We start from the raw sequence: 22,875 nt of genomic DNA, 5'->3' as shown, positions 1-22,875 counted from the left end.
GGAGCCGGGGCTTAGCGTTCCCGCGTTCGCACATGATTGAAACGATTCAATCATGCAGGACCACCTGCAGATCATGCAGGACCACCTGAGGGGGCGCTCATGCAGCAACCGTTCGCGCAGGAACCGTCCGCGCGGCGACCGTTCGAACGGGAACCGTCCGCGCGGGAGTCCTTCGCCCACGGAAACGGCATGTCGCGCCGGGCGGTCCTCGCCGCCGGGGCGACGGCGGGCATCGCGGCCGGGACCGTCGGGGCCCTGGCGTCCGGGACGACCGCGGCGGCCGCGCAGCCCGTCGCCGACGCGGGTGGCACGACCGCCGACCGGTTCGCCGACCCCGCCCGCCGGGTGCGCCCCAAGTTCCGCTGGTGGTGGCCGGACGGTCTGGTGAACCCCGACGAGATCGCCCGCGAGGTCGACAGAATCGCAGACGCGGGATTCGGCGGCGCCGAGATAGCCGCCGTCCACCACAGCGTCAAGGACAAGTCGGTCCTGGACCCCGCGCACCACGGCTGGGGCAGCAGACCCTGGCGCGACGGCGTCGAGGCCGCCCTGCGCCGCGCCGCGAGACGGGGCCTCACCCTCGATCTCACCCTCGGCCCGAGCTGGCCCGTCGCGGTCCCCGGCCTCACCCCGGACGACGAGGCCGCCGCGAAGGAACTCGTCCACGGCCGGGCCTCGTTGAGCGGCGGAGCCACCTATCGGGGGCCGGTGCCGCCGCCCGTGCACGCGCCCGCCGCCGGCGTCACCCGGCAGCGGCTCCTCGCCGTGCAGGCCGCCCGCGTCGACCCCGCGCACTCCACACGCAAGGAAACCGGGCTCGACCTCTCCAGCGTCCGCGACCTGACCCCCACCGTCGACGAGGACGGCATCCTGACCTGGACGGCGCCCGAGGCGGGGGAGTGGACGCTGATCTCCTACTGGACGCGCGGCTGCGGTCAGCAGCCCGAGTCCGGCCCGCACTCCACGCCCGCCGCCTACGTCGTCGACCATCTCGCCCCGGCCGGCACCGCCGCCGTCACCGGCTTCTGGGAGCGGGAACTGCTGACGCCCGTCCTGCGGAGCCTGCTGAAGGCGGCCGGCGGCGCCTTCTTCGAGGACTCCGTGGAACTGGAGACGGACGGCCTGACCTGGACGTCCTCGCTGCCGGGCGCCTTCGAGGAGCACACCGGCAGACCCCTGCTGCCGTATCTGCCGGCCCTGATCCTGAGCGACGGCAACCAGGTGTTCGCCTTCGAGGCACAGCTGACCCGGCAGATCCGGCACGACTTCTGGGAGACGTTCTCGGACCTGTTCAACCGTCACCACGTCCGCGCCCTGCGGGACTGGGCCCACTCCCTCGGCATGACCCTGCGCGCCCAGCCCTACGGCCTGCAGACCGACGCGATCGCGTCGGCGGCGATCCTCGACTGCCCCGAGGGCGAGTCCCTCGGCTTCAAGAACCTCGACGACTTCCGCTGCCTTGCCGGCGGCCGGGACATGGCCGGCCACACGGTGCTGTCCTGCGAGGCGGGCGCGTACAACGGCTCCGCGTACAGCACCACCTGGGACCGCTTCCTGCGCACCATGGGCGGGGCCTACGCGGCGGGCGTCAACCAGACCGTCGTGCACGGCTTCTCCTACGCCACCGTCCCCGGCGCGAGCTGGCCCGGCTTCGCCGCCTTCAGCCCGTACAACGGCGGTCCCGGCTACGGCGAGTCGTGGGGCCCCCGACAGCCGACCTGGCACCACATCGCGGATCTCGCCGCCTACCTCGGCCGGGTGCACGGGGTGCTCCAGTCCGGCACCGCCCGTGCGGACGTCGCCGTCTTCCGGCAGACCGGCTACGCGGCGACCGGCATCGGAGCCTCCTGGTTCACCGCGACCGGCGTTCCGCTCGGCTGGACCCACCAGTTCCTCAGCGGACCGCTGCTCGACCTGCCGAGCGCCACCGTGTCGGCAGGCAGACTCGCCCCGGACGGACCCGCCTACCAGGCCCTCTTCGTCGAGGGCGACTTCTTCTACGGCTCCACCCCGACCCTTGCGGAGGCCGACGCCCGCCGTCTGCTGAGGCTCGCCGAGGCGGGGCTGCCGATCGTGCTGCTGGGCGCCTTCGACCAGGCCCTGACCCCGGGGATCCCCGACGACGGCGAGACCGACCGGCTGCGCGGACTCCTCGCCCGTCTCCTCGCCCTGCCCAACGTCGTCCACGTCATGGACAAGGCCGCCGTGGGCGACGCCCTCGCCCGGCTCGGAGTCACCCCCGACGTACGCCACGCCACCGCGTCCACGCTCCTGAACGCACACCGCGTCACCGGGGACGCCGACTACTACTACCTCTGCAACGGCAAGCACGCCGAGACGGTCAAACCGCCCGTGGCCGCGATCGACCACGAGGTGACCCTGCGCCACACCCGCCGCACCCGGTACGGGGCGACGATCCCGTACCGGCTGGACCCGTGGACGGGCGAGGTCACCCGGATCGCCCGGTACACCGAGAACGGCGGCGACGTCACCGTACGGGTCGCCCTCCAGCCCGGCCAGGCGACGATCGTCGCCCTGGGACGCCCGGGACTCTTCGGCGACCGGAACGGGGCACGGCCGCACGCCCTCGCCACGGACGCACCCGAAGTCCTCTTCGAGGGAAGGGAACTGACGGTCCGTTTGGACAGCGCGGGCACCTACACGACACGCCTGTCCACGGGCCGTACCGTCACCACGACCATCCCGTCCGTGCCCGCTCCGATCACCCCCGGCCGGTGGCAGCTGGACGTCGAGGACTGGTACCCCGGATCCTCGGCGACCCGAACCGAACGCGTCCACCGCAGCCTCACCCTCGACACCCTGACGCCCTGGTCGCGGATCCCGGAACTGGCCGACTCCGCGGGCATCGGGCGCTACCGGACGACGATCGACCTGCCGTCCGACTGGACCTCCGCGCACGGGGCGCGCCTGGAACTCGGCCAGGTCTCCGACACCGTCCGCGTCACCGTGAACGGCGTCGGCGCGCCGCCCGTCGACCGGCTCCACCCGGTCGTCGACGTCGGCCCGCTGCTGCGGCGCGGCCACAACGTGATCGAGGTCGAGGTGGCGACCCCGCTCGTCAACCGGCTCCGGGTCGCCCAGCCGGCGGTCTTCGGAGCCGTCGCCCGGCAGGACCACGGCCTGGTGGGCCCCGTGCGACTGATCCCGTACGGGCAGGCCGCCGTCCGGTGAGGAGGCGGGCGGTACGGCGACGGACCTCCGGACCTGCCGCGTTAAGGTGGGTCGGCCGCGGCAGCCGTGGCAGATGCGGAGGGCGACAACGCCGTATGAGTTACGCGATGTTGGTGGATCCCAGGGCCGAAGTCGAGGGCTCCGAACGGGTGTTGCTGCCCGCCGGGACCGCTCTGAACGACGCCGCCGAGGCCTTGGGGCGGTTGCTGGTCCTGGAGGAGCGCCTGGACCGGATCCTGATCGTCGTGGGCGATGTGCAGATCGGGGTCACGTCGAGCACCTACCTGCGCACCGTCCTGGGGATGCAGCCGACCCGCGGCTCCGGCGACGAGGTGCGCGCCGCGGCTCCCGGGGAGTCGACCCGGTTCAGTGTGATCGCGTTCCGCTGTGCGATGTGCGGGAGTTACGCCTACGCGGCCTTCTACGACGACCGGTACCGTCCGGTCTGCCAGGCCGGCGAACACGGACCGATGGAACTCAGGTGAGCCCCGCGTGAGCCTCGGGCCCGCCGTCCCCAAGCCGCTCGACGGCTCCGTGAGGTTCTTCTCGGTGGCCTATCTGCCGACGTACACGGCGACGGTGTTCGTCCTTCTCCTGGTCTGGGCCGGGGCGCCCGGGAAGGACGTGTCCCTGCGGCGCGCGTGGCGCACCGCCACCGAAGTGGGTGCCGGGGAGGCGGTGTGGATCCTCGTCGGCACCACCGTGATCGCCGTCGTCTTCCAGCCCTTCCAGCTGGCCGTCATGCGGCTGTTGGAGGGCGGTCGGCCCGATGCGCTCGGCGCCGGTGTGGGCAGGGCGTTGCAGCGTCGACGCAAGGCACGGCTGGCGGCACGCGCCGAGCTGACCGGGTCGGCGGGGGAGCCGTCCCCCGAACTGGTGCAGCGGGCGGGCACCGCGGCCGCCGCCTTGCGACGGCGGTACCCGCTCCCGGACCACCTCGTGCGGCCGACGGCCCTGGGCAACGTCCTGGCGGCCCTGCGCGACACGGCCGGGCGGGACCACGGCTGGGACGCCGCGGTCGCCTGGCCGCGGCTGTACCCGGTGCTCTCGGACCGTGCGCGTGCCGTCGTCGACGACTGCCGTGACTCCCTCGACGGAGCGGCACGACTGTGCGTCACCCATGCGGTGACCGCGCTCGTCGGCGCGGCGCTGCTGCTCCGCTCGGGCTGGTGGCTGCTGCTCGCCCTGGTTCCCGCCGCGGTGGCCGCACTCGCGTATCACGGAGCCGTACAGGCGGCGCTCACCTACGGCGACGCCGTCCGCGCGGGGTTCGAACTGCACCGCTTCGACCTTCTGACGGCCCTGCACCTGCCGTTGCCCGACACCCTCCAGGAGGAACGGGCACTCGCGGAGGAGCTGTGCCGGCACTGGCGTCAGGGCCTGCCGCCGCCGGATCGGTACTTCCACCCGCCCGACCCGCTCGACTCGACGCCCTTGCCCGGGAGTTGACGCACCCTGCCCCCGACGGCCCGGCGAACCTATGGTGTCGGTATGAGCAGTGAGGTTCCCCGCCGCGGGCGGCCCGCCAGGGCGTCGGTCGGCGAACTGCACCGTCAAGGCCTGGGGGAGCTGGAGCGCTACCACCACACGGGGGACGTCTCCGCCCTGTGGCGGGCCCGGGACCTGCACGGTCAAGCCGTCGACGCCACCTCCGACGGCAGCCCCGACCGGCATGTGCACCTGAGGAACCTCGCCCACGTCGAAGTCGAACTGTACGAGCACACCGGCGATCTGCCGACCCTGCAGCGAGCCGAACACCACCTTCGGCGCGCCCTCGACCTGGCCCCCGAGGGTCACTCGTACCGAGGCGTCTACCTCTACGAACTCGGCCGCGTGCTACGACAGTTGCACCACCGGACCGGGGAACGCGGACAACTCGACGAAGCCGCAGGGCTGTTGACCCGCTGCGTGGCGCTCCCGCCCGCGATGCCCGGCGAGCGCGCCACCGAACTCGGCGGTCTGGCCGAGGTTCTGGGGGAGCTGTACGACATCGGTCGGGAGCCGGAACACCTGCTCCAGGCCGTCGCGGCACAACGGCGGGCGCTGTCCGAAACGCCGCCCGGAAGCCCGGAGCGGGTCTCTCGACAGGTCAACCTGGCCTCGTTCCTGAGCAGTTGGTACGACCGGACGCGGGAGCGGGCGGCGCTGGACGAGGCGGTGGAGATCCTGCGCAGCGCCCGCGACGAGATGCTCGGGAACGGCGGCGCACAACCGTGGGAGTCGGCCTTCAATCTCGCGGCGTGCCTGGTGGACAGATTCCGGCTCGACGGCGGTCTCGCAGAACTGGACGAGGCGGTCATGCTCCTGCGGCACGTCCTCGAGACGGAACCCTCCCTCGATGACTTCAGCCGCCTCATGGTGACCCTTCGGGCAGCGGATCTGTCGGTGGAGCGCGGTGAGTTCTCGGGTCAGGTGCACTGGGTCGACTGGGCCGTGCGGGCCCTGCAGGAGAGTGTGCGCACGCTTCCCCGCGACGACCTGAACCGCGGGGTTCCCCTGCTCGAACTGGGCCGGGCCCACGCGAGCCGGTACGGCCTCACGGACGATCCGGCCGACCTCGAGTCGGCGATCGCCCGACTTCGCGCCGCTCTCGACGTGTTCGGGGCGGACGAGGGTTCCGCGGAGAACGCCACAGCCGCCGCCTCGGTACTCGCCGTCCAACTCGCCCGCCGCCACGAGCGCACCGGCGACGCGGCCGACCTGGACCAGGCCATCGAACTCCAGCGGGACGCCGTCGGACACGCCTGCCCGGACAGCCTCAACCTCGCGGCCCTGCACGGGTCCCTGGGCCAGAACCTGCTGCAGCGGTTCGTGGACCGCCACGACCTCGGCGACCTCGACCGGTGCGTCGACCACCTGCAGCGGGCGCTGGCCGTCCTGCCGCCGCACTCGTCGAACTTCCCCGTGCTGCTGTCCAGCCTCAGCAGCGCCCAGCGCGCCCGCTATGAGCACACCGGCCACCGACCTCACCTGCACGAGGCCGTCGAGACGCAGCGTGCGGCGGTCGCCGCGTGTCCGCCCGGGGGGTCCCAACGGCGGTTCCTGCTGGGCGGCCTCGCACTTCTGCTGCGGCTGCGCCATGACGCCGAGGGTGTCGGCACCGCGGACCTCGACGAGGCGGTGGGCCTGCTCCGCCAGGTGCTGGCCCTGTGGCCGGGCGACTCCGGGAACGGCCGGATCACCCTCCTCGAACTGGCCGAGGCCCTGCGGTCCCGAGCCGAGGCCCGGGGAGACGACGCCGATCTGGCGGAGTGCGTCGAGGTGCTGCGCACCCTCGTCGCCGGCTACCCGGCCGATCACCCGGCACAGATCTCCCCGCGCACCGCGCTCGCCGAGGCGTTGCACGAACTCTTCCTGGCGACGGGCGACGAGCGTCTCCTGGCGGAGGCCTTCGACGTGGCACGGGCGTCGGTCGAGGTACGCACCGCGCCGGTCGGCGAGCGCCTGAGTGCCCGGGGCACGCTCGGGCAGGTGTGCGGCACCCGGCACGACTGGGAGGCGGCCCGGCACTGGCTGACGGAGGCGGTGCGGCTGCTGCCGCGGCTGGCCGCACGCGACCTGGACCGCACGGACCAGCAGTACGTCCTGGCCCGCGAGCACGGGCTGGCGGCCGAGGCGGCCGCGTACGCGCTGGAGGCCGGACACCCCGAACAGGCCCTGGAGGTGCTGGAACACGGGCGCGGTGTGCTGCTCGGCCGTCTGCTGCGGTCCCGGGAGACCGACGTGGCACGGCTGCGGGAACGTGCGCCCGCGCTGGCCGATCGATTCGTGCGGCTGCGTGACATGGAGGATCCGGCGCCGTCCGGCGGCGACACGTACTCCGCGGCGCGGGAGCGACAGTTCGCCGAGCGGATGTGGACCCGCGAGGCCGAGTGGGACGCGCTCCTCGCTGAGATCCGCTCCCTGCCCGGAATGGCGGACTTCCTGCGCCCACCGGCCGCACAGGAGATCCTCCGGCAGGCCGGGGCGGGACCGGTCGTGGTGATCAACGTCAGCATCCGCTGCGACGCGCTGATCGTGGCCGACGGAGCACTCGACGTGGTGCGGCTGGAGACCACCGCCGAGGAGGTCCGGGACAGGGTGGCCGGGTTCCTCGCCGCCGTCGGCGCACCTGCCGACCGCTCGGAGGGCCTGGACGAACGGCTGGCCCGCCAGGAGACCGTCGCGCAGACACTGGAGTGGCTGTGGGACACGATCACCGGACCGGTCCTGGAACGGCTCGACCTTCCCCCGTGGTCCGGGCCGGACGGCACTCCCGCGCGCGTGTGGTGGTGCCCGCAAGGGGCGTTGGCGTTCCTGCCGCTCCACGCGGCCGGCTACCACGGCCCCCGAGCCGCCCCGGACGACCAGCGGTGCGTGCTGGCGCGGGTGGCGTCCTCGTACACCTCCACCGTCGCCGCGCTCCACCATGCGAGGACACGGCGTACGGGGACCCGCCGGGGCGGCTCCGAACAACTGGTCGTCGGCATGTCGCACACCCCGGGGGCGGGGGACCTGCCGAACGCGGACGCTGAAGTCCGGGCCGTGGGCTGGCAGCTGACGAACCGTCGGCAACGTCGGGGAACTGTGGCCCTCGTCAACGAGAGGGCGACCAGGGACCGGGTGCTGGAGGCCCTGCGGGACGCGAGGTCCGTGCACTTTGCCTGCCACGCAGTGGCCGACACACAGGACCCCTCGGCATGCCGCATTCTGACCCACGACCACGCGACCCGCCCGCTCACCGTCACCGACATCGCGGGCCTCCGTCTCGACGGCGCACATCTGGCATACCTCTCGGCGTGTGCGACGTCGTCCACCCGGCAGGAGCTGGTGGACGAGGCCGTCCACATCACCGGAGCCTTCCAACTGGCGGGCTTCCGGCACGTGGTGGGCACCCTGTGGCCGGTCGGGGACGAGCTGGCTCCGGAGCTGGCGACGACCTTCTACACGGCGCTCGCGGCACAGGCGACGACGGGCGACGCGACAGGTGACCTGGAGGACGAGCCGGACGACGACCATGTGGCGCTCGCGCTGCACGCGACGGTGGCCGAACTCCACACCCGGTACGCCTGGTTCCCGTCCCTGTGGGCCTCGCACATCCATGTGGGCGTGTGACCCGCACCGTCGCACACCGCGTTCAGGCGTCGCCCTCCACGACCAGCCGCAGGTTCGCCCGGGCCCGGGCGGTGCGCGGGTCACCCGGCCCGAAGCGGCGCTCGTACGCGGCGACCACCTGGCGGCACAACGCCTCCGCCTGCGCCCGGTCGCCCCGGCGGTGCACCATCGCGGCCAGGTTGCTCATGCTGGAGACGGTTTCGGGATGGTCGGCGCCGAAGACCTCGGAGTACCCCTCCACCACCGTGCGCATCAGCGCCTCGGCCTCACCCGCACGGCCCGCGCCGTGCAGGACCGAAGCCAGGTTGAACTGCGCGCCCAGCGTCTCGACGTGGCCCGCGCCGTTGCTGCGCAACCGGAGTGCGACCACGGCCCGGTACTGCCGCTCCGCCTCCGCCCACCGGCCCTGGTGGGCGAGGACGGCGGCCTGGTTGGCCCGCGCCTGCACACAGATCGAGTCGTCCTCGCCGTACAACCGCCCGGCGTCCTCCGCGACCTCCCCGTACAGCCGCTCGGCCTCCTCCGGCCGCCCCTGCGCACGCAGCGCCCCCGCCAGGTCGTTGCGGCTCGCCAGGGTGTCCCGATGCCCCGGCCCGAGGACCCGCTCACGGCCCGCCAGCGCCTGTCGGGCCAGTTCCTCGGCCTCGACGGGCCGGTTCAGCCGGCACACGAGGCGGGCGAGCCGCGCGAGGTTCGTCAGGGCGTCCGGGTGAGCGGCGGCGGACGCGCGGACGTACTCCGCCCACACCGTCCGGGTGAGCTGCTCCGCCTCGGCGAACTCGCCCAGCTGCTCCAGCGCCCGCGCCAGGAACGACGTGGCCGCCAGGGTGTCGGGATGGCCGTGGCCGACCACGCTCCGACGGCCGGCGACGACATACCGGAGCAGTTCGACCGCCTCGTCCGTGGACCCCTGACTCCACAGCACCTCGGCCAACTCGTAGGCCGCGGTGAGGGTTTCGTGATGCGTCTCGCCCAGGTCCCGGTAGGCGGCGCTCAGCGTCCACCGTGCCTTCGCCTCCGGCGTCATCGTGAGCGCGATGTTCACGAGGGGCACATCGCCGGCGCGCTCACGCCTGGTGATGCTGTACGAGACGCCCTCGCCGAGTTCCCCGGTGCCGAGGCTCTCCGGCTCCGCGGGCTCGGTCTGCTGCTCCGCCTTCCCCCGACGCCCCCGCCTTCGCCATCCACCGCTCATCGACCGCCCCTCCCCCTGGTGCGATTCCTGATTCGTCCTCCCATGGTCGCGCAACGACCCGCATGAGCCCAGGAGATGTCCGCGACGCGTCCTGGGCTCATGTGTTTGTCCGCCGCTCCGGCGCAGCGCTGCCCTGCCGAAGTGGATCTCTTCTCGACGACGTCGGTTCCGCGGCCGGGCGCGCCGCCGAACTCGCCGACCCGCGCGCCCGCGTCGGCACCCGCGACGAAGTGCTGACCGTCGGCCCCCCCTCTGCGCGTACGTCGCCAGGATCCCGTTCGCGCTCGGCTGACAGCCGACGCGGAGTCGTTCCTCGGCGAGTCGTTCCTCAGCGCACCGGGAAACCGAAGGAATACCCCTGCTCCTTCAGCCACGGCAGGACCTCGCGCAGGGCGGTGACGGTCTGCGAGCGGTCCCCGCCGGCGTCGTGGAAGAGGATGGTCGGACCGTTGGACACCTCGTTCTGCACGGTGGCCACGATGGCGTCGGCGCCGGGCCGTTCGAAGTCCTTGGTGTCGACGTTCCAGCCCAGCGGCCGCATCCCGCGAGAGGCGGCCAGGGTGCGGCTGTAGGGGGTGAAGGCGCCGCCCGGCGCCCGGTAGTACATCGGCCGGACACCGCCGGAGGCCTCGGTGATCATGCGCTCGGCGTCCAGGATCTGCTGCGACTGGTAGGACTCGGGCTTGGTGTCCATGGTGGTGTCGTGCGAGACCGTGTGGTCGCACAGCCGGTGCCCGTCCGCCACCACCGCCTTGACCAGGTCCGGGTGGGCCTGGGCCTGGGTGCCGACCATGCAGAACGTCGCCTTCACGCCGTTCTCCCGCAGCACCTGAAGGACCTGCGGTGTCCAGCCCGGGTCCGGACCGTCGTCGATGGTGATGTTGACGCCCCGTGCGCCCTGGTCCGAGGCGTGGACGATCTCCACCGACACCGCCGCCAGGGCGCGGGCGGCGCCCGGCGCCGACGGGCTCGCGGAGGCGCCCGCTCCCGTCTGCGACCCGCCGGCGGATCCGGCCTGCGCGGTCCAGACAGAGGTGACGGCCGCCATCGCCGTCACCCCGATCGCCGCCGCGAGTACTCGGCCGTGCCATCCCCGCCCGCCATGTCGCGCCATGTCTGCCCTGTCCTCGCCCTGGTGGTTGATCCCGTGCAGCTGTCAGGACGACGAAAGTGCCGTGCCGGATCCGCCTGTTACCGATTGCGGACACTTACGCGCAGGTTCGGGGGAAAAACGAGTTCCTTCAGGGCCGCAGCGGGGTGCACAACAGGGCGGCGGGGCCGGGCGTGCTGCCGAGGCGGGTGGTGAAGGCGATGCCGGCGGCGTACTCGTCGGCGGCGCACTGGCCCTTGTAGCGGCCTTGGGCGAAGTCCCCGCCGCCGTCGGCCGGCCGGTTGTCGGACCGGTCGAACCAGACGGTCCGTCCGGCGCCGCCCAGCGGAGTGCGGGCGGGGGCGCACAGCGCCGCCGACACCCGCTCGCCGCGGCGGCTGTAGCCGATGAGGAACTGCCCGGCGGGGCACTGGAGTTTGGTGTAGCCGCCGGCCCAGTCGCCGCCCGACGGGACGTGACGCTCGTCGGTGACGACGGTCTGGGCGTTGCCCGGGGCACGCAGGTCGCCGCCCGTCTCGTCGCTGCACAGACCGCGGCCGCCGGTGTGGCTGAGGCCGGTCAACCGCAGGCCGTCGGGGCAGGCGGCCTTGGACGCCCCCGGATCCCAGTCCCCGCCGGCCCGTACCCGCAGCGACTGCACGGAGTCGCCGTGGTCGGTGGCGAGCATGCGTCGGACGGCCGTCGGCGCGACGGGCCCGGTGAGCGACGGGGACGTCGTCAGACGGCTCCAGGCCGTGCCGCGCCAGTCGCCCTGGTCGAGGATGCCGTACCGTCGCCCGGCCGTGTCGTAGCGCAGCAGCGCCCAGTCGTCGTGGCCCTCCCAGCCGACCAGGGGCCAGTAGGCGAAGTCGGCGTCGTGGTCGGCGAAGTAGTCGGTGAGGTTGCCGAACCAGGTGCGGGCCGCGGCGCCCGTCTCATTGCCGCCGACGCCGAACTCGCTGATCCACACGGGCGCGGTGTAGTGCTGTCCTTCGGCCGTGACGAAGAAGGCCTGGTCGGTGAGGACCTGGTACAGCTGGTCGCGGGTCAGGTCCTGGTAGCGGGGGTCGTGGGTCTCGCCGATCCCGGTGGCGCCGCTGTGCCGGGGGCCGGTGTAGCCGTAGAAGTGGGCGGAGTAGACCAGCTTGTGCGCGTCCACGAGGGTGTGCGAGAGCGTGCGCACGGGGGCGAGAGTGGGGCGTTCGTGCGGCAGCCCGTCCACGGGCAGCCCGGTCCAGTTGATTCCCTCGACGACGATGAGGAGATCGGGGTTGGCCTCGGTGAGGATGCGGTCCGCGGCGAGTTGGGCCGCGGCGTACCAGTCGTGGTCGTCCCCCAGGCCCCAGTTGGGGTCGTCCAGGACGTCACGGCGCACCTCGTTGTAGAGGTCTGCGCCCACCACCCGGGGGTCGTCGGCGTAGCGGCGGGCCATGAAGACCCAGTCGTCGGCCCACCGCCCGGTGGTCTGACCGCTGTTCCAGCGTTCGTTGCCGTCGACGCCACAGCACCAACGGGAGGTGTTGGTGTGGTTGTTGAGGACGACCGCGAAACCGTCCTGGGTGAGGGCGGCCACGACGGCGTCGTAGATCTGCAGGGGCGTCCTGCCGCGCAGTTGCGGGTTGGCCGTGACGGCTGCGTCCGGTACCGCGGCCGTGGCGTGGATCATCTCGTTGGAGAACGGCAGCCGGATGCTGTTGATGCCGAGCGCGTGGAAGTCGGCGAGCAACTGCCGCAACGGGGCGCGGTCCAGGCCGAGGGGTATTCCGTAGGAGTTCTGGCCGGCGTGGTGGTTGGCGGGGTCGGCCGTGCTGCCGCTTCCCGTCCACGAGCCCTGCGCGCCGTCCCAGTTGGCCGACTTCAGACGGAACCGGTTTCCCTGGGCGTCGACGATGTAGCGGCCGCGGGTGGACAGGGGCGGCTGCCAGGCGCCGGCGTCGGCGGCCGGGGGAGCGGCCTGGGCCGGCGCGTCGGCCGCCCCGGCGGTCGGCGCCGGGCTCAGGAGAGCGAGAACCACGGCAGGTGCTGTCAGGTACTTGACAAGTCTGACGAATCTGATGGTCGGCATCCGGTCCTCTGCGGGGGGTGGCGGGAACGCGAGCGGCGACCGTCAGCCTACGAGGACTCGGCCGCGATGTCCCCGGGTCGGACATCGCGGCCTGGAGGTGTCACCAGGTGTGGGCCACGTCCACCACGACATGGCCGGGCAGCCGCAGCACCTGGAAGGGCAGCCGCGCGCGGACGCCGAGCCCGAACTGCGTCACGCCCTCGAAACTGCCGGCGTAACGGGTGTCCCGGAACGTGGCGTACCCGGTGAGGTTCACTCCCGGCAGGGGCTGTGCGACCCGTCCGGGATAGGTGGAGGCGCCGGTCTCGACGTTGTAGGCGGGCGCGTTCACCCGGACCTCGATGACAGCGCCGCCGCCGACGGCGATGGGCCGGCCGGATCCGTCCTGGTAGAGCTGGTCGACGTAGCCCACCGAGTAGCCGAGCTCGGCGCTGCTCGTGCCGGGGACGTCGATGACGAACCGGTCGTAGCAGTCGTGGCGGCCGGTCCTGACGTTCGTCACCGGCGTCGACGTGCCCGCGAAGTACGTCTTGTCGAGGCTGCCCCAGCCGGTCGGGCAGGCGACGGCGGCCCGGGGCGCGGTGGTCGGCGCGGCCACGGCCGGGGCCGCGGCCACGGCCACGGCCAGCGTGGCGGTCAGCAGGGCGGCGGTCGCCCAGACGATTCTGGTTCGTACCATGATCTCCCCCGAAGCTGTGTGTGTCGGATATCTACTGAGACAACCGGATTGACCCGAAGGTTGCACTGAGATTCTGCCGAGGTGCTCCGGGCTGTGACTTCTCCCACCTGCTCTTGCCCGGGAGAGGAAGGCTTCCTTACGTTCGGTCGCATGTCCTCCGACTTCGCCATCGATCTGAGCGCGCACGAAATGCTGCGGCGGGCTCATGTGCTGGACGCCCTGGGCTCCGACTGGGATCCCGGCGAGGCCCTGCGCGGCGAGCAGGAGGCGTACGCGCTGCTGTACTCCGGCCTCGACGACGGCCAGCAGCGCGTCTACGACGAGCTGGTCGCGGCCGGCGTGCTCCCCCCGCGAGGCGACGGCCATGCTGCCCCTTGATCCGCAGGCCGACATCGGCCGTCGCGCCTGGGTCGCCTGCCCCAACTGCGACGACCGGCAGGGCTGCGCCCCGTGCGCCGACGGCCGCACCTGCTCCACGCACTGGCGCTACCTGCTCTCCAACACCGGCAGCCTGCTGCATCTGCAGTGCCCCTCCTGCACCCACACCTGGACGCACGAGACCCGGTTCGGCGCCACCCGCTCCCGCTGGGAGCGCGTCATCAGCGGCCTGCGGCCACGCTGACCAGGACATCGTCAGGGCGGTGAGGCCGGACGGCGGAGCGACGCCTGCTTTCGGATGACCTCACCGTCTGTCGGCGGCGGCAGTCGCCCGGCGCACCGGAGGATCGCAGTCGGCCGGGGCGTCCCGGCGTGCCCCTCGTCCGCCTGGAGACAGCTGTGCACATCCTGCTCGTGGCCGGCGCGTTCAACAGCCTCACCCAGCGAGTCCACGCCGAGCTCCGCGACCGCGGCCACCGCGTGGCGGTGGAACTCGCCCTCCCGGACGGCTCGCTGCCGGCTGCCGTCCGGCGGCACGACCCGCAGCTCGTCGTGGCGCCGATACTGAAGACGGCGATCCCCGAGGAAGTGTGGACGGCGTACACCTGCCTCGTGGTGCATCCGGGGCCGGTGGGCGACCGCGGACCCTCCTCGCTGGACTGGGCGATCCACGAGGGCGTCGACGAGTGGGCCGTCACCGTTCTGCAGGCCGACGGGGAGATGGACGCGGGCGACGTATGGGCCTGTGTGGCGTGCCGGGTTCCCCCGGTCGCCAAGAGCGACCTGTACCGGGGCGAGATCGCCGACGCCGCCCTCGAAGCCGTCCTCCTCGCCGTGGACCGCTTCGCCGGCGGGACCCATGTGCCGCGCCGGCAGAGCGAGCTCTGCGCCCGGGACGGCCTCCTGCGCGTCCGCCCCTACCTCGACCAGAGTGTCCGGCGCATCGACTGGGCCGAGGACTCCACCCGGACCGTCGTGCGCAAGCTGCGGGCGGCGGACTCGCAGCCCGGGGTGCTCGACGTGCTGCTCGGCGGCGAATGGTATCTGCACGGCGGTCACGCCGAAGGCGTGCTGCGCGGCAGCCCGGGCGAGCTGCTGGCCACCCGGGCCGGGGCGATCTGCCGGGCCACCACGGACGGCGCGGTGTGGATCCCCGAGCTGAGGCCGCGCCGGCTGCCCGGGCAGCCGCCCACGTTCAGGCTCCCCGCCGTGCAGGCGCTGGGCGACCGGCTGCCGCCCCTGCCCGAGCACGCCCCGCCCCCGCTGCCCGACGCGGAGGGCCCCGGGTGGACCGACATCCGCTACCGGGAGGACGGCAGCGTCGGCTGCCTCTCGTTCTCCTTCCCGGGCGGCGCCATGAGCACCGAGCAGTGCCACCGCCTCCTGCGCGCCTACCGGGAGGCCTGCGCCCGCCCCACCTCGGTACTGGTACTGGGGGGCGAGCGCGACTTCTTCTCCAACGGGATCCACCTCAACGTCATCGAGGCCGCCGACGACCCCGGCGCCGAGTCCTGGGCCAACATCAACGCCATGGACGACCTCGTCGAGGCGGTGCTGACCACCACCGACCGCCTCGTCGTCGCCGCCGTCGCGGGCAACGCCGCGGCCGGCGGGGCGATGCTCGCCCTGGCGGCGGACGAGGTGTGGTGCCGCTCCGGGGCCGTGTGGAACCCCCACTACGGCCTGCTGGGCCTGTACGGCTCGGAGTACTGGACGTACACCCTGCCCCGCAGGGTCGGTCCGGCGGTGGCCGAACGGCTCGTGCGGGACATGCTGCCGGTGAGCTCGGCGCGCGCGGAGGAGCTGGGGCTCGTCGACCTGGTGGTGGACGCCGGTCCCGACGCGTTCGCCGCGGACGTCCGCCGCCTGGCCGCGTATCTGGCCGGGCTGCCGGCGACGGAGGCCCGGATCGCCGCGAAGAAGAGGGAGCTGGAGCTGCGGGAGAGCGCGGCCCCGCTCGCCGGGTTCCGGGAGCGTGAGCTGGCCCGGATGCGGCAGACCTTCGACGACCCGGAGGCCCCGTACCACGCCCTGCGCCGGGCCTTCGTCCGCAAGGAACGCCCCCGGCACACCCCGCCGCATCTCGCCTAAACCACTCCGGGCCGTCCGTCGTCAGATTCACCGGAACGGCCCCCCATGGCGTCTCGTCGCGGCCGAACGGCTGATACGAAGAAACATGTAGGACTCCGCAGAACATTTAGGGCGAATGCTCGCCTTGATCCCATACCTCCCCAGGAGGCGATCCCATGACTGAGGCGGCGCCGAAGACGGCCGAAGAGACACCCACGATCCACATCCTCTGGATCAACGCGGGGCTGAGCTGCGACGGCGACTCGGTCGCGCTGACGGCGGCCATGCAGCCGAGCATCGAGGAGATCGTCCTCGGTGTGCTGCCAGGGCTGCCGAAGATCGCCGTGCACTGGCCGCTGATCGACTTCGAGTGCGGTCCGGTCGGCGGCGCGGACACGTTCATCGAGTGGTTCTTCAAGGGCGAGCGGGGCGAGATCGATCCGTTCGTGCTGGTCGTCGAGGGGTCCGTCCCCAACGAGGCGATCAAGCCGGAGGGCTACTGGTGCGGCTTCGGCGACAACCCGGAGACCGGCCAGCCGATCACCACCAGCGAGTGGATCGACCGGCTCGCGCCGAAGGCGCTGGCCGTGGTCGCCATCGGCACCTGCGCCACCTACGGCGGCATCCACGCCATGGCGGGCAACCCGACCGGAGCCATGGGCGTGCCGGACTACCTCGGCTGGGAGTGGAAGTCCAAGGCCGGCATCCCGATCGTGTGCGTCCCCGGCTGTCCGATCCAGCCCGACAACTTCGCCGAGACGCTCACCTACCTGCTCTACCAGGCGGCCGGCTCCGCCCCGATGATCCCGCTGGACGACAAGCTACGTCCGACCTGGCTGTTCGGGGCCACCGTGCACGAGGGCTGCGACCGCGCCGGCTACTACGAGCAGGGCGAGTTCGCGACGACGTACGACTCGCCGAAGTGCCTGGTCAAGATCGGCTGCTGGGGTCCGGTCGTCAAGTGCAACGTGCCCAAGCGCGGCTGGATGAACGGCATCGGCGGCTGTCCGAACGTCGGCGGCATCTGCATCGCCTGCACCATGCCCGGCTTCCCCGACAAGTTCATGCCGTTCATGGACGAACCCCCCGGCGCCAAGGTCTCCACCACCGCCAGCGGCGCCTACGGCGCCGTGATCCGACGGATGCGCACGATCACGGCGAAGACGCTGGACAAGGAACCCAAGTGGCGCCGCACCGGCGAGAAGATCACCACCGGCTACCGGCCCCCGTGGTGACACGCCACCGCACCTGAGCACCCGACGCACCGGAACTCCGACGCACCGGAACATCCGACCCTGACCCGCTTCTGCTTCGGGCACCCCCACACCCGATACCCCCCGCAACGAAGGGCACGGCAAAGACGATGGCAAGGACGAAGGCGGCCGGCGACGGCAGCGGCCTGGTGGAGATGTCCTGGGACCCGATCACCCGGATCGTGGGCAGCCTGGGCATCCACACGAAGATCGACTTCAAGCAGAAGCGGGTCGCGGAGTGCTACAGCACCTCGTCGGTCTTCCGCGGCTACAGCGTCTTCATGCGCGGCAAGGACCCCCGCGACGCGCACTTCATCACCAGCCGCATCTGCGGCATCTGCGGTGACAACCACGCCACCTGCTCGGTGTACGCGCAGAACATGGCGTACGGCGTGAAGCCCCCGCACCTCGGCGAGTGGATCATCAACCTCGGCGAGTCCGCGGAGTACATGTTCGACCACAACATCTTCCAGGAGAACCTGGTCGGGGTGGACTACTGCGAGAAGATGGTCCGGGAGACCAACCCCGGCGTCCTCGAACTCGCCGAGCGCACCGAGGCCCCGCACGCCGCCGAGCACGGCTACCGCACGATCGCCGACATCATGCGCTCCCTGAACCCCCTCGAAGGCGATTTCTACCGCGAGGCCCTCCAGGTCAGCCGGTACACACGGGAGATGTTCTGCCTGATGGAGGGCCGCCATGTGCACCCCTCCACGCTCTACCCGGGCGGTGTCGGCACCATCGCCTCCGTACAGCTCTTCACCGACTACACGAGCCGTCTGATGCGGTACGTCGAGTTCATGAAGCGCGTCGTCCCCCTGCACGACGACCTGTTCGACTTCTTCTACGAGGCACTGCCCGGCTACGAGGAGGTCGGCCGCCGCCGCGTCCTGCTCGGCTGCTGGGGCGCCCTCAACGACCCCGAGTACTGCGACTTCACCTACGCCAACATGACCGACTGGGGCCGGCGGATGTTCGTCACGCCCGGTGTCATCGTGGACGGCAAGCTCGTCACCAACGACCTCACCGAGATCAACCTCGGCATCCGCATCCTGCTGGGCAGCTCCTACTACGAGGACTGGCAGGGCCAGGAGCAGTTCGTCACCCACGACCCGCTCGGCAACCCGGTGGACCCGCGCCACCCGTGGAACCAGCACACCATCCCCGCCCCGCAGAAGCGGAACTTCGACGACAAGTACAGCTGGGTGATGTCCCCGCGCTGGTTCGACGGCAAGGACCACCTCGCGCTGGACACCGGCGGCGGACCCATCGCCCGCCTGTGGTCCACCGCCCTGTCCGGGCTCGTCGACATCGGGTACGTCAAGGCCACCGGCCACAGCGTGGTCATCAACCTGCCGCGCACCATGACCAAGCCGGAGACCACCTTCGAGTGGAAGATCCCGAAGTGGTCCAACGCGCTGGAACGCAACCGCGCCCGCACCTACTTCCAGGCGTACGCCGCCGCCGTCGCCCTGCACTGCGCCGAGAAGGGCCTGGCGGAGGTCCGCGCCGGACGCACCCAGACCTGGGAGAAGTTCGAGGTCCCGGACGAGGGGCTCGGCGTCGGCTTCACCGAGGCGGTCCGCGGCGTCCTCTCCCACCACATGGTGATCCGCGACGGCAAGATCGCCAACTACCACCCGTACCCGCCCACCCCGTGGAACGCCAGCGTCCGTGACTCCTACGGCACGCCCGGCCCCTACGAGGACGCCGTGCAGAACACCCCGATCTTCGAGGAGAACACCCCGGAGAACTTCAAGGGCATCGACATCATGCGCGCCGTCCGCAGCTTCGACCCCTGTCTGCCCTGCGGCGTCCACATGTACGTCGGCGGCGGCAAGACGGTGAAGACCATGCACGTGCCCACCGGCCTGAGCGGACTCGGCGGATGAGCGCGAGCACATCGGCGGCCACGCGCCCGGCGAACGCCGAGCAGACCGGGCGCCGGATCGAGGAGGTCCTGGACCGGCTGACCGCGAGCGGCGACCCGACCGCGGCGGCCGCCGCCGAGGAACTCGTCCGGTCCCTCATGGACTTCTACGGCTCCGGCCTCGCCCGCGTCCTCCAACTGCTGTCCGCCGCGCCCGGGGGCATTCCGGGGACGCTGCTCGGCGACGAACTGGTCGCGAGCCTGCTCGTCCTGCACGACCTGCACCCCGAGGACCGCGACGCCCGGATCGCCCGGGCCCTCGACAGCGTGCGCGAACACGGCCTGGAGGCCGTGGACTTCGACACGGCGAGCGGCGCCCTGCGGCTGCGCTCACGGGCCGCCGGCGGCTGCGGATGCGGCTCCGGAGCGGACGCCCAGGAGGCGGCGCGGGCCGCCCTCGCCTGCTTCGCGCCGGAGGTCACGGAGGTAGTCGTGGAGTCGGCGCCCGCGCTGCTCCAGATCGGTTCCGGTCCGGTGGGGAGCCGATGAACGCGCTGGGCCTGCGCAGATTCCTCATCGAGCGCCCGCCGCGGCCCGAACGGTGCGAACTGTGCGCAGCGGCGGTGCCGGACGACCACCGCCACCTCGTCGACACCGAGAAACGCGCCCTCGCCTGCGCCTGCACCGCCTGCGCGCTGCTGATGGAGGCGCCCGGCGCCGCCGCGGGCCGCTTCCGCGCGGTCCCGAACCGGTATCTGACCGACCCTTCCCACCGCCTCGACGACGGTGCGTGGGACGCACTCCAGATCCCGGTCGGCGTCGCCTTCTTCTTCCGCAACGCCGCCCTCGACCGGCTGGTCGCCCTCTACCCGAGTCCGGCCGGCGCCACCGAGAGCGAACTCGAACCGGCCACCTGGACCGAGGTCCTCGGCGGCGGCCGGCTCGCAGAGCTCCTCGAACCGGACGTCGAGGCCCTGCTCCTGCGTCGCGCCGAGGGCCGGATCGAGTGCCATCTCGTCCCGATCGACATCTGCTACGAACTCGTCGGCCGTATGCGGCTGTTGTGGCAGGGCTTCGACGGCGGGGCCGAGGCCCGGGCCGCGCTGGACGCCTTCTTCGACGACGTCCGCCGGCAGGCTCGACCGGTGGAGGAGGCGGTCCGACCGTGACCGAGTTCTCCTTCGCCTGCACCGGGGTCCGCGCCGACCGGTACGCGGCCGGCCCGACCCTCGTCTTCCGGCTGCGCGTCACCGCCTCCGGGAACGCCCCCGTGCACGCCCTCGCGCTGCGCTGCCAGCTCCGCATCGAACCCGCCCGTCGCGGTTACGCGCCCGCCGAGGCCGACGGCCTGAGCGACCTGTTCGGCGAACGCTCCCGCTGGGGCAGCACGCTCCAGCCGGTGCAGTTCGCGCAGGTGTCGGTGATGGTGCCCAGTTTCACCGGGGAGACCGACGTCGATCTCGTCGTCCCCTGCACCTACGACATGGACATCGCCGCCACCCGCTACCTCACCGCCCTCGCCGACGGCGAGGTCCCGCTGCTGATGCTCTTCTCCGGCACGGCGTTCACCGGAGCCGGCGGCTTCCAGGTCGAGCCCGTCCCGTGGGACCGCGAGGCGGCCTTCCGGATGCCGGTCACCGTCTGGCGGGAGATGCTCGAACAGCACTTCCCCGGCTGCGGCTGGATCCGACTCCCGAGCGACACCATGGACGCCCTCCTCGCCTACCGCTCCCGGCACGCGCTGCCCTCCTGGGAGGCGACGCTGAAGGTGCTGCTGGACCACGCCGACCCGTCCGTGCGCGACCCGTTCCGTGCGCTCACCGGAAGGACCGACCCGTGACCGTGACCGCGTTCGCCCCCGAGACGGAGGAGCGGTTCGCCCTCGCCCGGCAGGTGGCCGACGCCGTGCTCTTCGAGGGCTATGTGCTCTACCCGTACCGTGCCTCGGCGGCCAAGAACCGGCTGCGTTGGCAGTTCGGGGTGCTCGTGCCGCCCGGCTGGGGCGCCGAGTGCGAGGAGCACGACTTCCAGTACACCGAGTGCCTGATGGAACCCAAGGCGGGTGCGACCCTCGCGGTCGAGGCACGCTTCCTGCACGCCCGGCGGCGCACCGTGCAGCGGATCCGCTCGGACGGCGGCTACGAGACGGTCCCCGAACTCCACCTCGACGACCGGGTACTGGTGCCCTGGGACGAGGGCGGCGAGGAGCGCGTCGAGGTCGTGGCGCAAGTGGCTGACCTGCTCGGCGACGGCGTCACGCACCCCTTCCGACGGCCCGCCCGGGAGGACGCCCAACCGGTCCTGGACGCCGCCGGCCGCACCGTCGGCCGACTGGTGCGGCGGTGCGAGGAGATCAGCGGGCGGATCAGGCTGTCCGCCCGCGAACTCGACGGCCCCTACCGGACCCTGCGGCTGACCGCGGTCGTGGAGAACACCAGCGACTGGACGGCTCCCGAGGGACGCGGCGCCGACCGGGACGCGGCGCTGCCGCACTCCCTGGTGTCCGCGCACCTCCTCATGGCGCTCAGCGCCGGATCGTTCCTGTCGATGACCGATCCCCCCGAGTGGGCGAAGGGCGCCGCCGCCGCGTGCCGCAACCTGCACACCTGGCCCGTGCTCGCGGGCGAACCCGGCCGCGCCGACCTCGTGCTCTCCTCGCCGATCATCCTGGAGGACCACCCGGCCATCGCCCCCGAGAGCCCGGGCACGCTCTACGACGCCACCGAGATCGACGAGATCCTCGCGCTGCGCACCGCCGCCCTCACCGACGAGGAGAAGCGCGAGGCCCGGGGCACCGACGAGCGGGCCGCCGCGGTGATCGACCTCGCGGACTCGATGCCGCCGGAGGTCCTGGAACGCCTGCACGGCGCGGTGCGAAGCCTGCGGGAGGTCACCGGGGAGCCGCCCGGCTTCCCCGACGAGCACGGGGTGCAGCGTCCCGACACCCCCTGGTGGGACCCGGCGAGCGACGCGGGCTTCGACCCCGAGCAGGACACGGTCGTGGTGGCCGGCCGGCCGGTGGGCAGGGGCAGCCGCGTCGAGCTGCGGCCCGGCCTGCGCCACACCGACGCGCAGGACCTGTTCCTCCAGGGGCGCGCCGCGACCGTCGAGGCGGTGCTGCACGACGTCGACGGCACGGTGCACCTGGCGGTCACCGTCGAAGGCGACCCGGGCGCCGACATCCGCCGCGAACAGGGCCGCTACCTCTACTTCCAGCCGGACGAGATCCTCCCCCTGGAGGACCGGCCATGACCCGGATCCTCGTGGCCGGCATCGGCAACATCTTCCTCGGCGACGACGGCTTCGGCGTCGAGACCGCGCGCCGACTGGCCGAACGGCAACGGACGGAACGGCGACTGCCGCCGCACGTCGAGGTCGTGGACATCGGCGTGCGCGGGGTGCACCTCGCCTACCAGCTTCTGGACGGCTACGACACCCTCGTCCTCTTGGACGCCACGGCACGCGGCGAGGCCCCCGGCACCCTGTACCTGATCGAGCACGAGGGCCCCGGCGACACCGCCGAAGGCGCCGCGCCCGCGATCGACGGCCATCGGATGACCCCCGACGCCGTGCTGGCGCTGCTGGCCACCCTGTGCGCCGGGGCCGGGGGCGAGCCGCCGCGGCGCGTCCTGATCGTCGGCTGCGAGCCGGCCTCGGTGGCGGAGGGCATCGGCCTCAGCGCCCCGGTGTCGGACGCCGTGCCCGAGGCCGTGCGGCTGATCGAAGAGCTGCTGCGGGGCGGCGTCGAGCCGCCCGTGGCGCAGGCCTCGACCGATGGGGCCTCGACCTGAGGAGAGACGGGATGAAGAAGATCATCGCTGGTGGGGCGGCCCTGGTCGTGGCCGTCGTGGTCGTCGAGGTGCTCCCCGACGTCCGGCGCTATCTACGGATCCGGCGGATGTGAACCAGGGGTCGGGTGGGGCGAACGGCGTACCCACCCGACCGGTCACGGCGTGCCTGGCCGCCGGATCCGCACCTCGCACCTGTAA

The 22,875-nt window shown here is 72.4% G+C and carries 18 protein-coding genes and 1 pseudogene; 15 read left to right on the top strand and 4 right to left on the bottom strand.

What is annotated here, in order from left to right:
* Positions 1-189: 189 nt before the first annotated feature.
* The 4 genes from ABZ725_RS25535 (at position 190) to ABZ725_RS25520 (ending at position 8,286) form a co-directional block, all read left to right on the top strand.
* On the top strand, positions 190-3,192 hold the full coding sequence (locus ABZ725_RS25535; protein ID WP_358804973.1) for a glycosyl hydrolase: 3,003 nt from the start codon (positions 190-192) through the stop codon (positions 3,190-3,192).
* Positions 3,193-3,287: 95 nt separating this feature from the next.
* Complete coding sequence (locus ABZ725_RS25530) at positions 3,288-3,677, top strand: hypothetical protein (RefSeq protein WP_358804891.1); 390 nt, start codon at positions 3,288-3,290, stop codon at positions 3,675-3,677.
* A 7-nt stretch (positions 3,678-3,684) separates the two neighbouring features.
* Positions 3,685-4,641, top strand: a complete 957-nt coding sequence (locus ABZ725_RS25525) for a hypothetical protein (RefSeq protein WP_358804890.1) — start codon at positions 3,685-3,687, stop codon at positions 4,639-4,641.
* Between the two features lie 42 nt (positions 4,642-4,683).
* Positions 4,684-8,286, top strand: coding sequence for a CHAT domain-containing protein (locus ABZ725_RS25520; RefSeq protein WP_358804889.1), 3,603 nt, complete (start codon positions 4,684-4,686; stop codon positions 8,284-8,286).
* Between the two features lie 22 nt (positions 8,287-8,308).
* On the opposite strand, the gene ABZ725_RS25515 is transcribed toward ABZ725_RS25520, so the two are convergent.
* Entirely contained in the window at positions 8,309-9,481 is a 1,173-nt protein-coding gene (locus ABZ725_RS25515) for a tetratricopeptide repeat protein (RefSeq protein ID WP_358804888.1), read from the bottom strand.
* Positions 9,482-9,633: 152 nt separating this feature from the next.
* Between ABZ725_RS25515 and ABZ725_RS25510 the strand changes: the two are divergent.
* Positions 9,634-9,726: pseudogene (locus ABZ725_RS25510) on the top strand (maleylpyruvate isomerase); the annotation flags it as partial.
* Between the two features lie 83 nt (positions 9,727-9,809).
* Here the strand turns inward: ABZ725_RS25510 and ABZ725_RS25505 are convergent.
* From ABZ725_RS25505 to ABZ725_RS25495, 3 genes are all read right to left on the bottom strand, one after another.
* Positions 9,810-10,595 carry a polysaccharide deacetylase family protein gene (locus tag ABZ725_RS25505; RefSeq protein WP_358804887.1) on the bottom strand — a complete coding sequence of 262 codons (786 nt, stop codon included), beginning with the start codon at positions 10,593-10,595 and terminating at the stop codon, positions 9,810-9,812.
* A 127-nt stretch (positions 10,596-10,722) separates the two neighbouring features.
* Positions 10,723-12,636, bottom strand: coding sequence for a cellulase family glycosylhydrolase (locus ABZ725_RS25500; protein ID WP_358804886.1), 1,914 nt, complete (start codon positions 12,634-12,636; stop codon positions 10,723-10,725).
* A 100-nt stretch (positions 12,637-12,736) separates the two neighbouring features.
* Positions 12,737-13,315 (bottom strand): hypothetical protein, encoded by a 579-nt coding sequence (locus ABZ725_RS25495; protein ID WP_358804885.1) that lies wholly within the window; start codon positions 13,313-13,315, stop codon positions 12,737-12,739.
* 150 nt (positions 13,316-13,465) lie between these two features.
* On the opposite strand from ABZ725_RS25495, the gene ABZ725_RS25490 reads away from it, so the two are divergent.
* From ABZ725_RS25490 to ABZ725_RS25445, 10 genes are all read left to right on the top strand, one after another.
* Positions 13,466-13,693 (top strand): DUF6400 family protein, encoded by a 228-nt coding sequence (locus tag ABZ725_RS25490; protein ID WP_358804884.1) that lies wholly within the window; start codon positions 13,466-13,468, stop codon positions 13,691-13,693.
* Entirely contained in the window at positions 13,680-13,937 is a 258-nt protein-coding gene (locus ABZ725_RS25485; RefSeq protein ID WP_351907266.1) for a hypothetical protein, read from the top strand. Before ABZ725_RS25490 ends, ABZ725_RS25485 begins: the two co-directional genes overlap by 14 nt.
* 155 nt (positions 13,938-14,092) lie before the next feature.
* A complete protein-coding gene (locus ABZ725_RS25480; protein ID WP_358804972.1) occupies positions 14,093-15,784 on the top strand; it encodes an enoyl-CoA hydratase-related protein in 1,692 nt (563 codons plus the stop codon).
* Between the two features lie 155 nt (positions 15,785-15,939).
* On the top strand, positions 15,940-16,998 hold the full coding sequence (locus tag ABZ725_RS25475) for a hydrogenase expression protein HypE (RefSeq protein WP_358804883.1): 1,059 nt from the start codon (positions 15,940-15,942) through the stop codon (positions 16,996-16,998).
* Positions 16,999-17,126: 128 nt separating this feature from the next.
* Positions 17,127-18,908 carry a nickel-dependent hydrogenase large subunit gene (locus tag ABZ725_RS25470; protein WP_358804882.1) on the top strand — a complete coding sequence of 594 codons (1,782 nt, stop codon included), beginning with the start codon at positions 17,127-17,129 and terminating at the stop codon, positions 18,906-18,908.
* Positions 18,905-19,435 carry a hypothetical protein gene (locus tag ABZ725_RS25465; RefSeq protein WP_358804881.1) on the top strand — a complete coding sequence of 177 codons (531 nt, stop codon included), beginning with the start codon at positions 18,905-18,907 and terminating at the stop codon, positions 19,433-19,435. The genes ABZ725_RS25470 and ABZ725_RS25465 overlap by 4 nt, the downstream gene beginning before the upstream one ends.
* The gene (locus ABZ725_RS25460) at positions 19,432-20,055 is read left to right on the top strand and encodes a DUF5947 family protein (protein WP_358804880.1); all 624 of its coding nucleotides are present in this window, start codon (positions 19,432-19,434) and stop codon (positions 20,053-20,055) included. Before ABZ725_RS25465 ends, ABZ725_RS25460 begins: the two co-directional genes overlap by 4 nt.
* Positions 20,052-20,726: a DUF6084 family protein gene (locus ABZ725_RS25455; RefSeq protein WP_358804879.1), complete on the top strand. Its 675-nt coding sequence runs from the start codon at positions 20,052-20,054 to the stop codon at positions 20,724-20,726. Before ABZ725_RS25460 ends, ABZ725_RS25455 begins: the two co-directional genes overlap by 4 nt.
* Positions 20,723-22,138: a hypothetical protein gene (locus ABZ725_RS25450; RefSeq protein WP_358804878.1), complete on the top strand. Its 1,416-nt coding sequence runs from the start codon at positions 20,723-20,725 to the stop codon at positions 22,136-22,138. Before ABZ725_RS25455 ends, ABZ725_RS25450 begins: the two co-directional genes overlap by 4 nt.
* Positions 22,135-22,677 carry a hydrogenase maturation protease gene (locus tag ABZ725_RS25445; protein ID WP_358804877.1) on the top strand — a complete coding sequence of 181 codons (543 nt, stop codon included), beginning with the start codon at positions 22,135-22,137 and terminating at the stop codon, positions 22,675-22,677. The genes ABZ725_RS25450 and ABZ725_RS25445 overlap by 4 nt, the downstream gene beginning before the upstream one ends.
* Positions 22,678-22,875 lie beyond the last annotated feature (198 nt).

This window comes from Streptomyces sp. NPDC006872, assembly GCF_040635845.1.
In the GTDB taxonomy this organism is placed as follows: domain Bacteria; phylum Actinomycetota; class Actinomycetes; order Streptomycetales; family Streptomycetaceae; genus Streptomyces.
The sequence above is the reverse complement of the archived record's forward strand: the minus strand, read 5'-3'. Positions and strand labels throughout refer to the sequence as shown.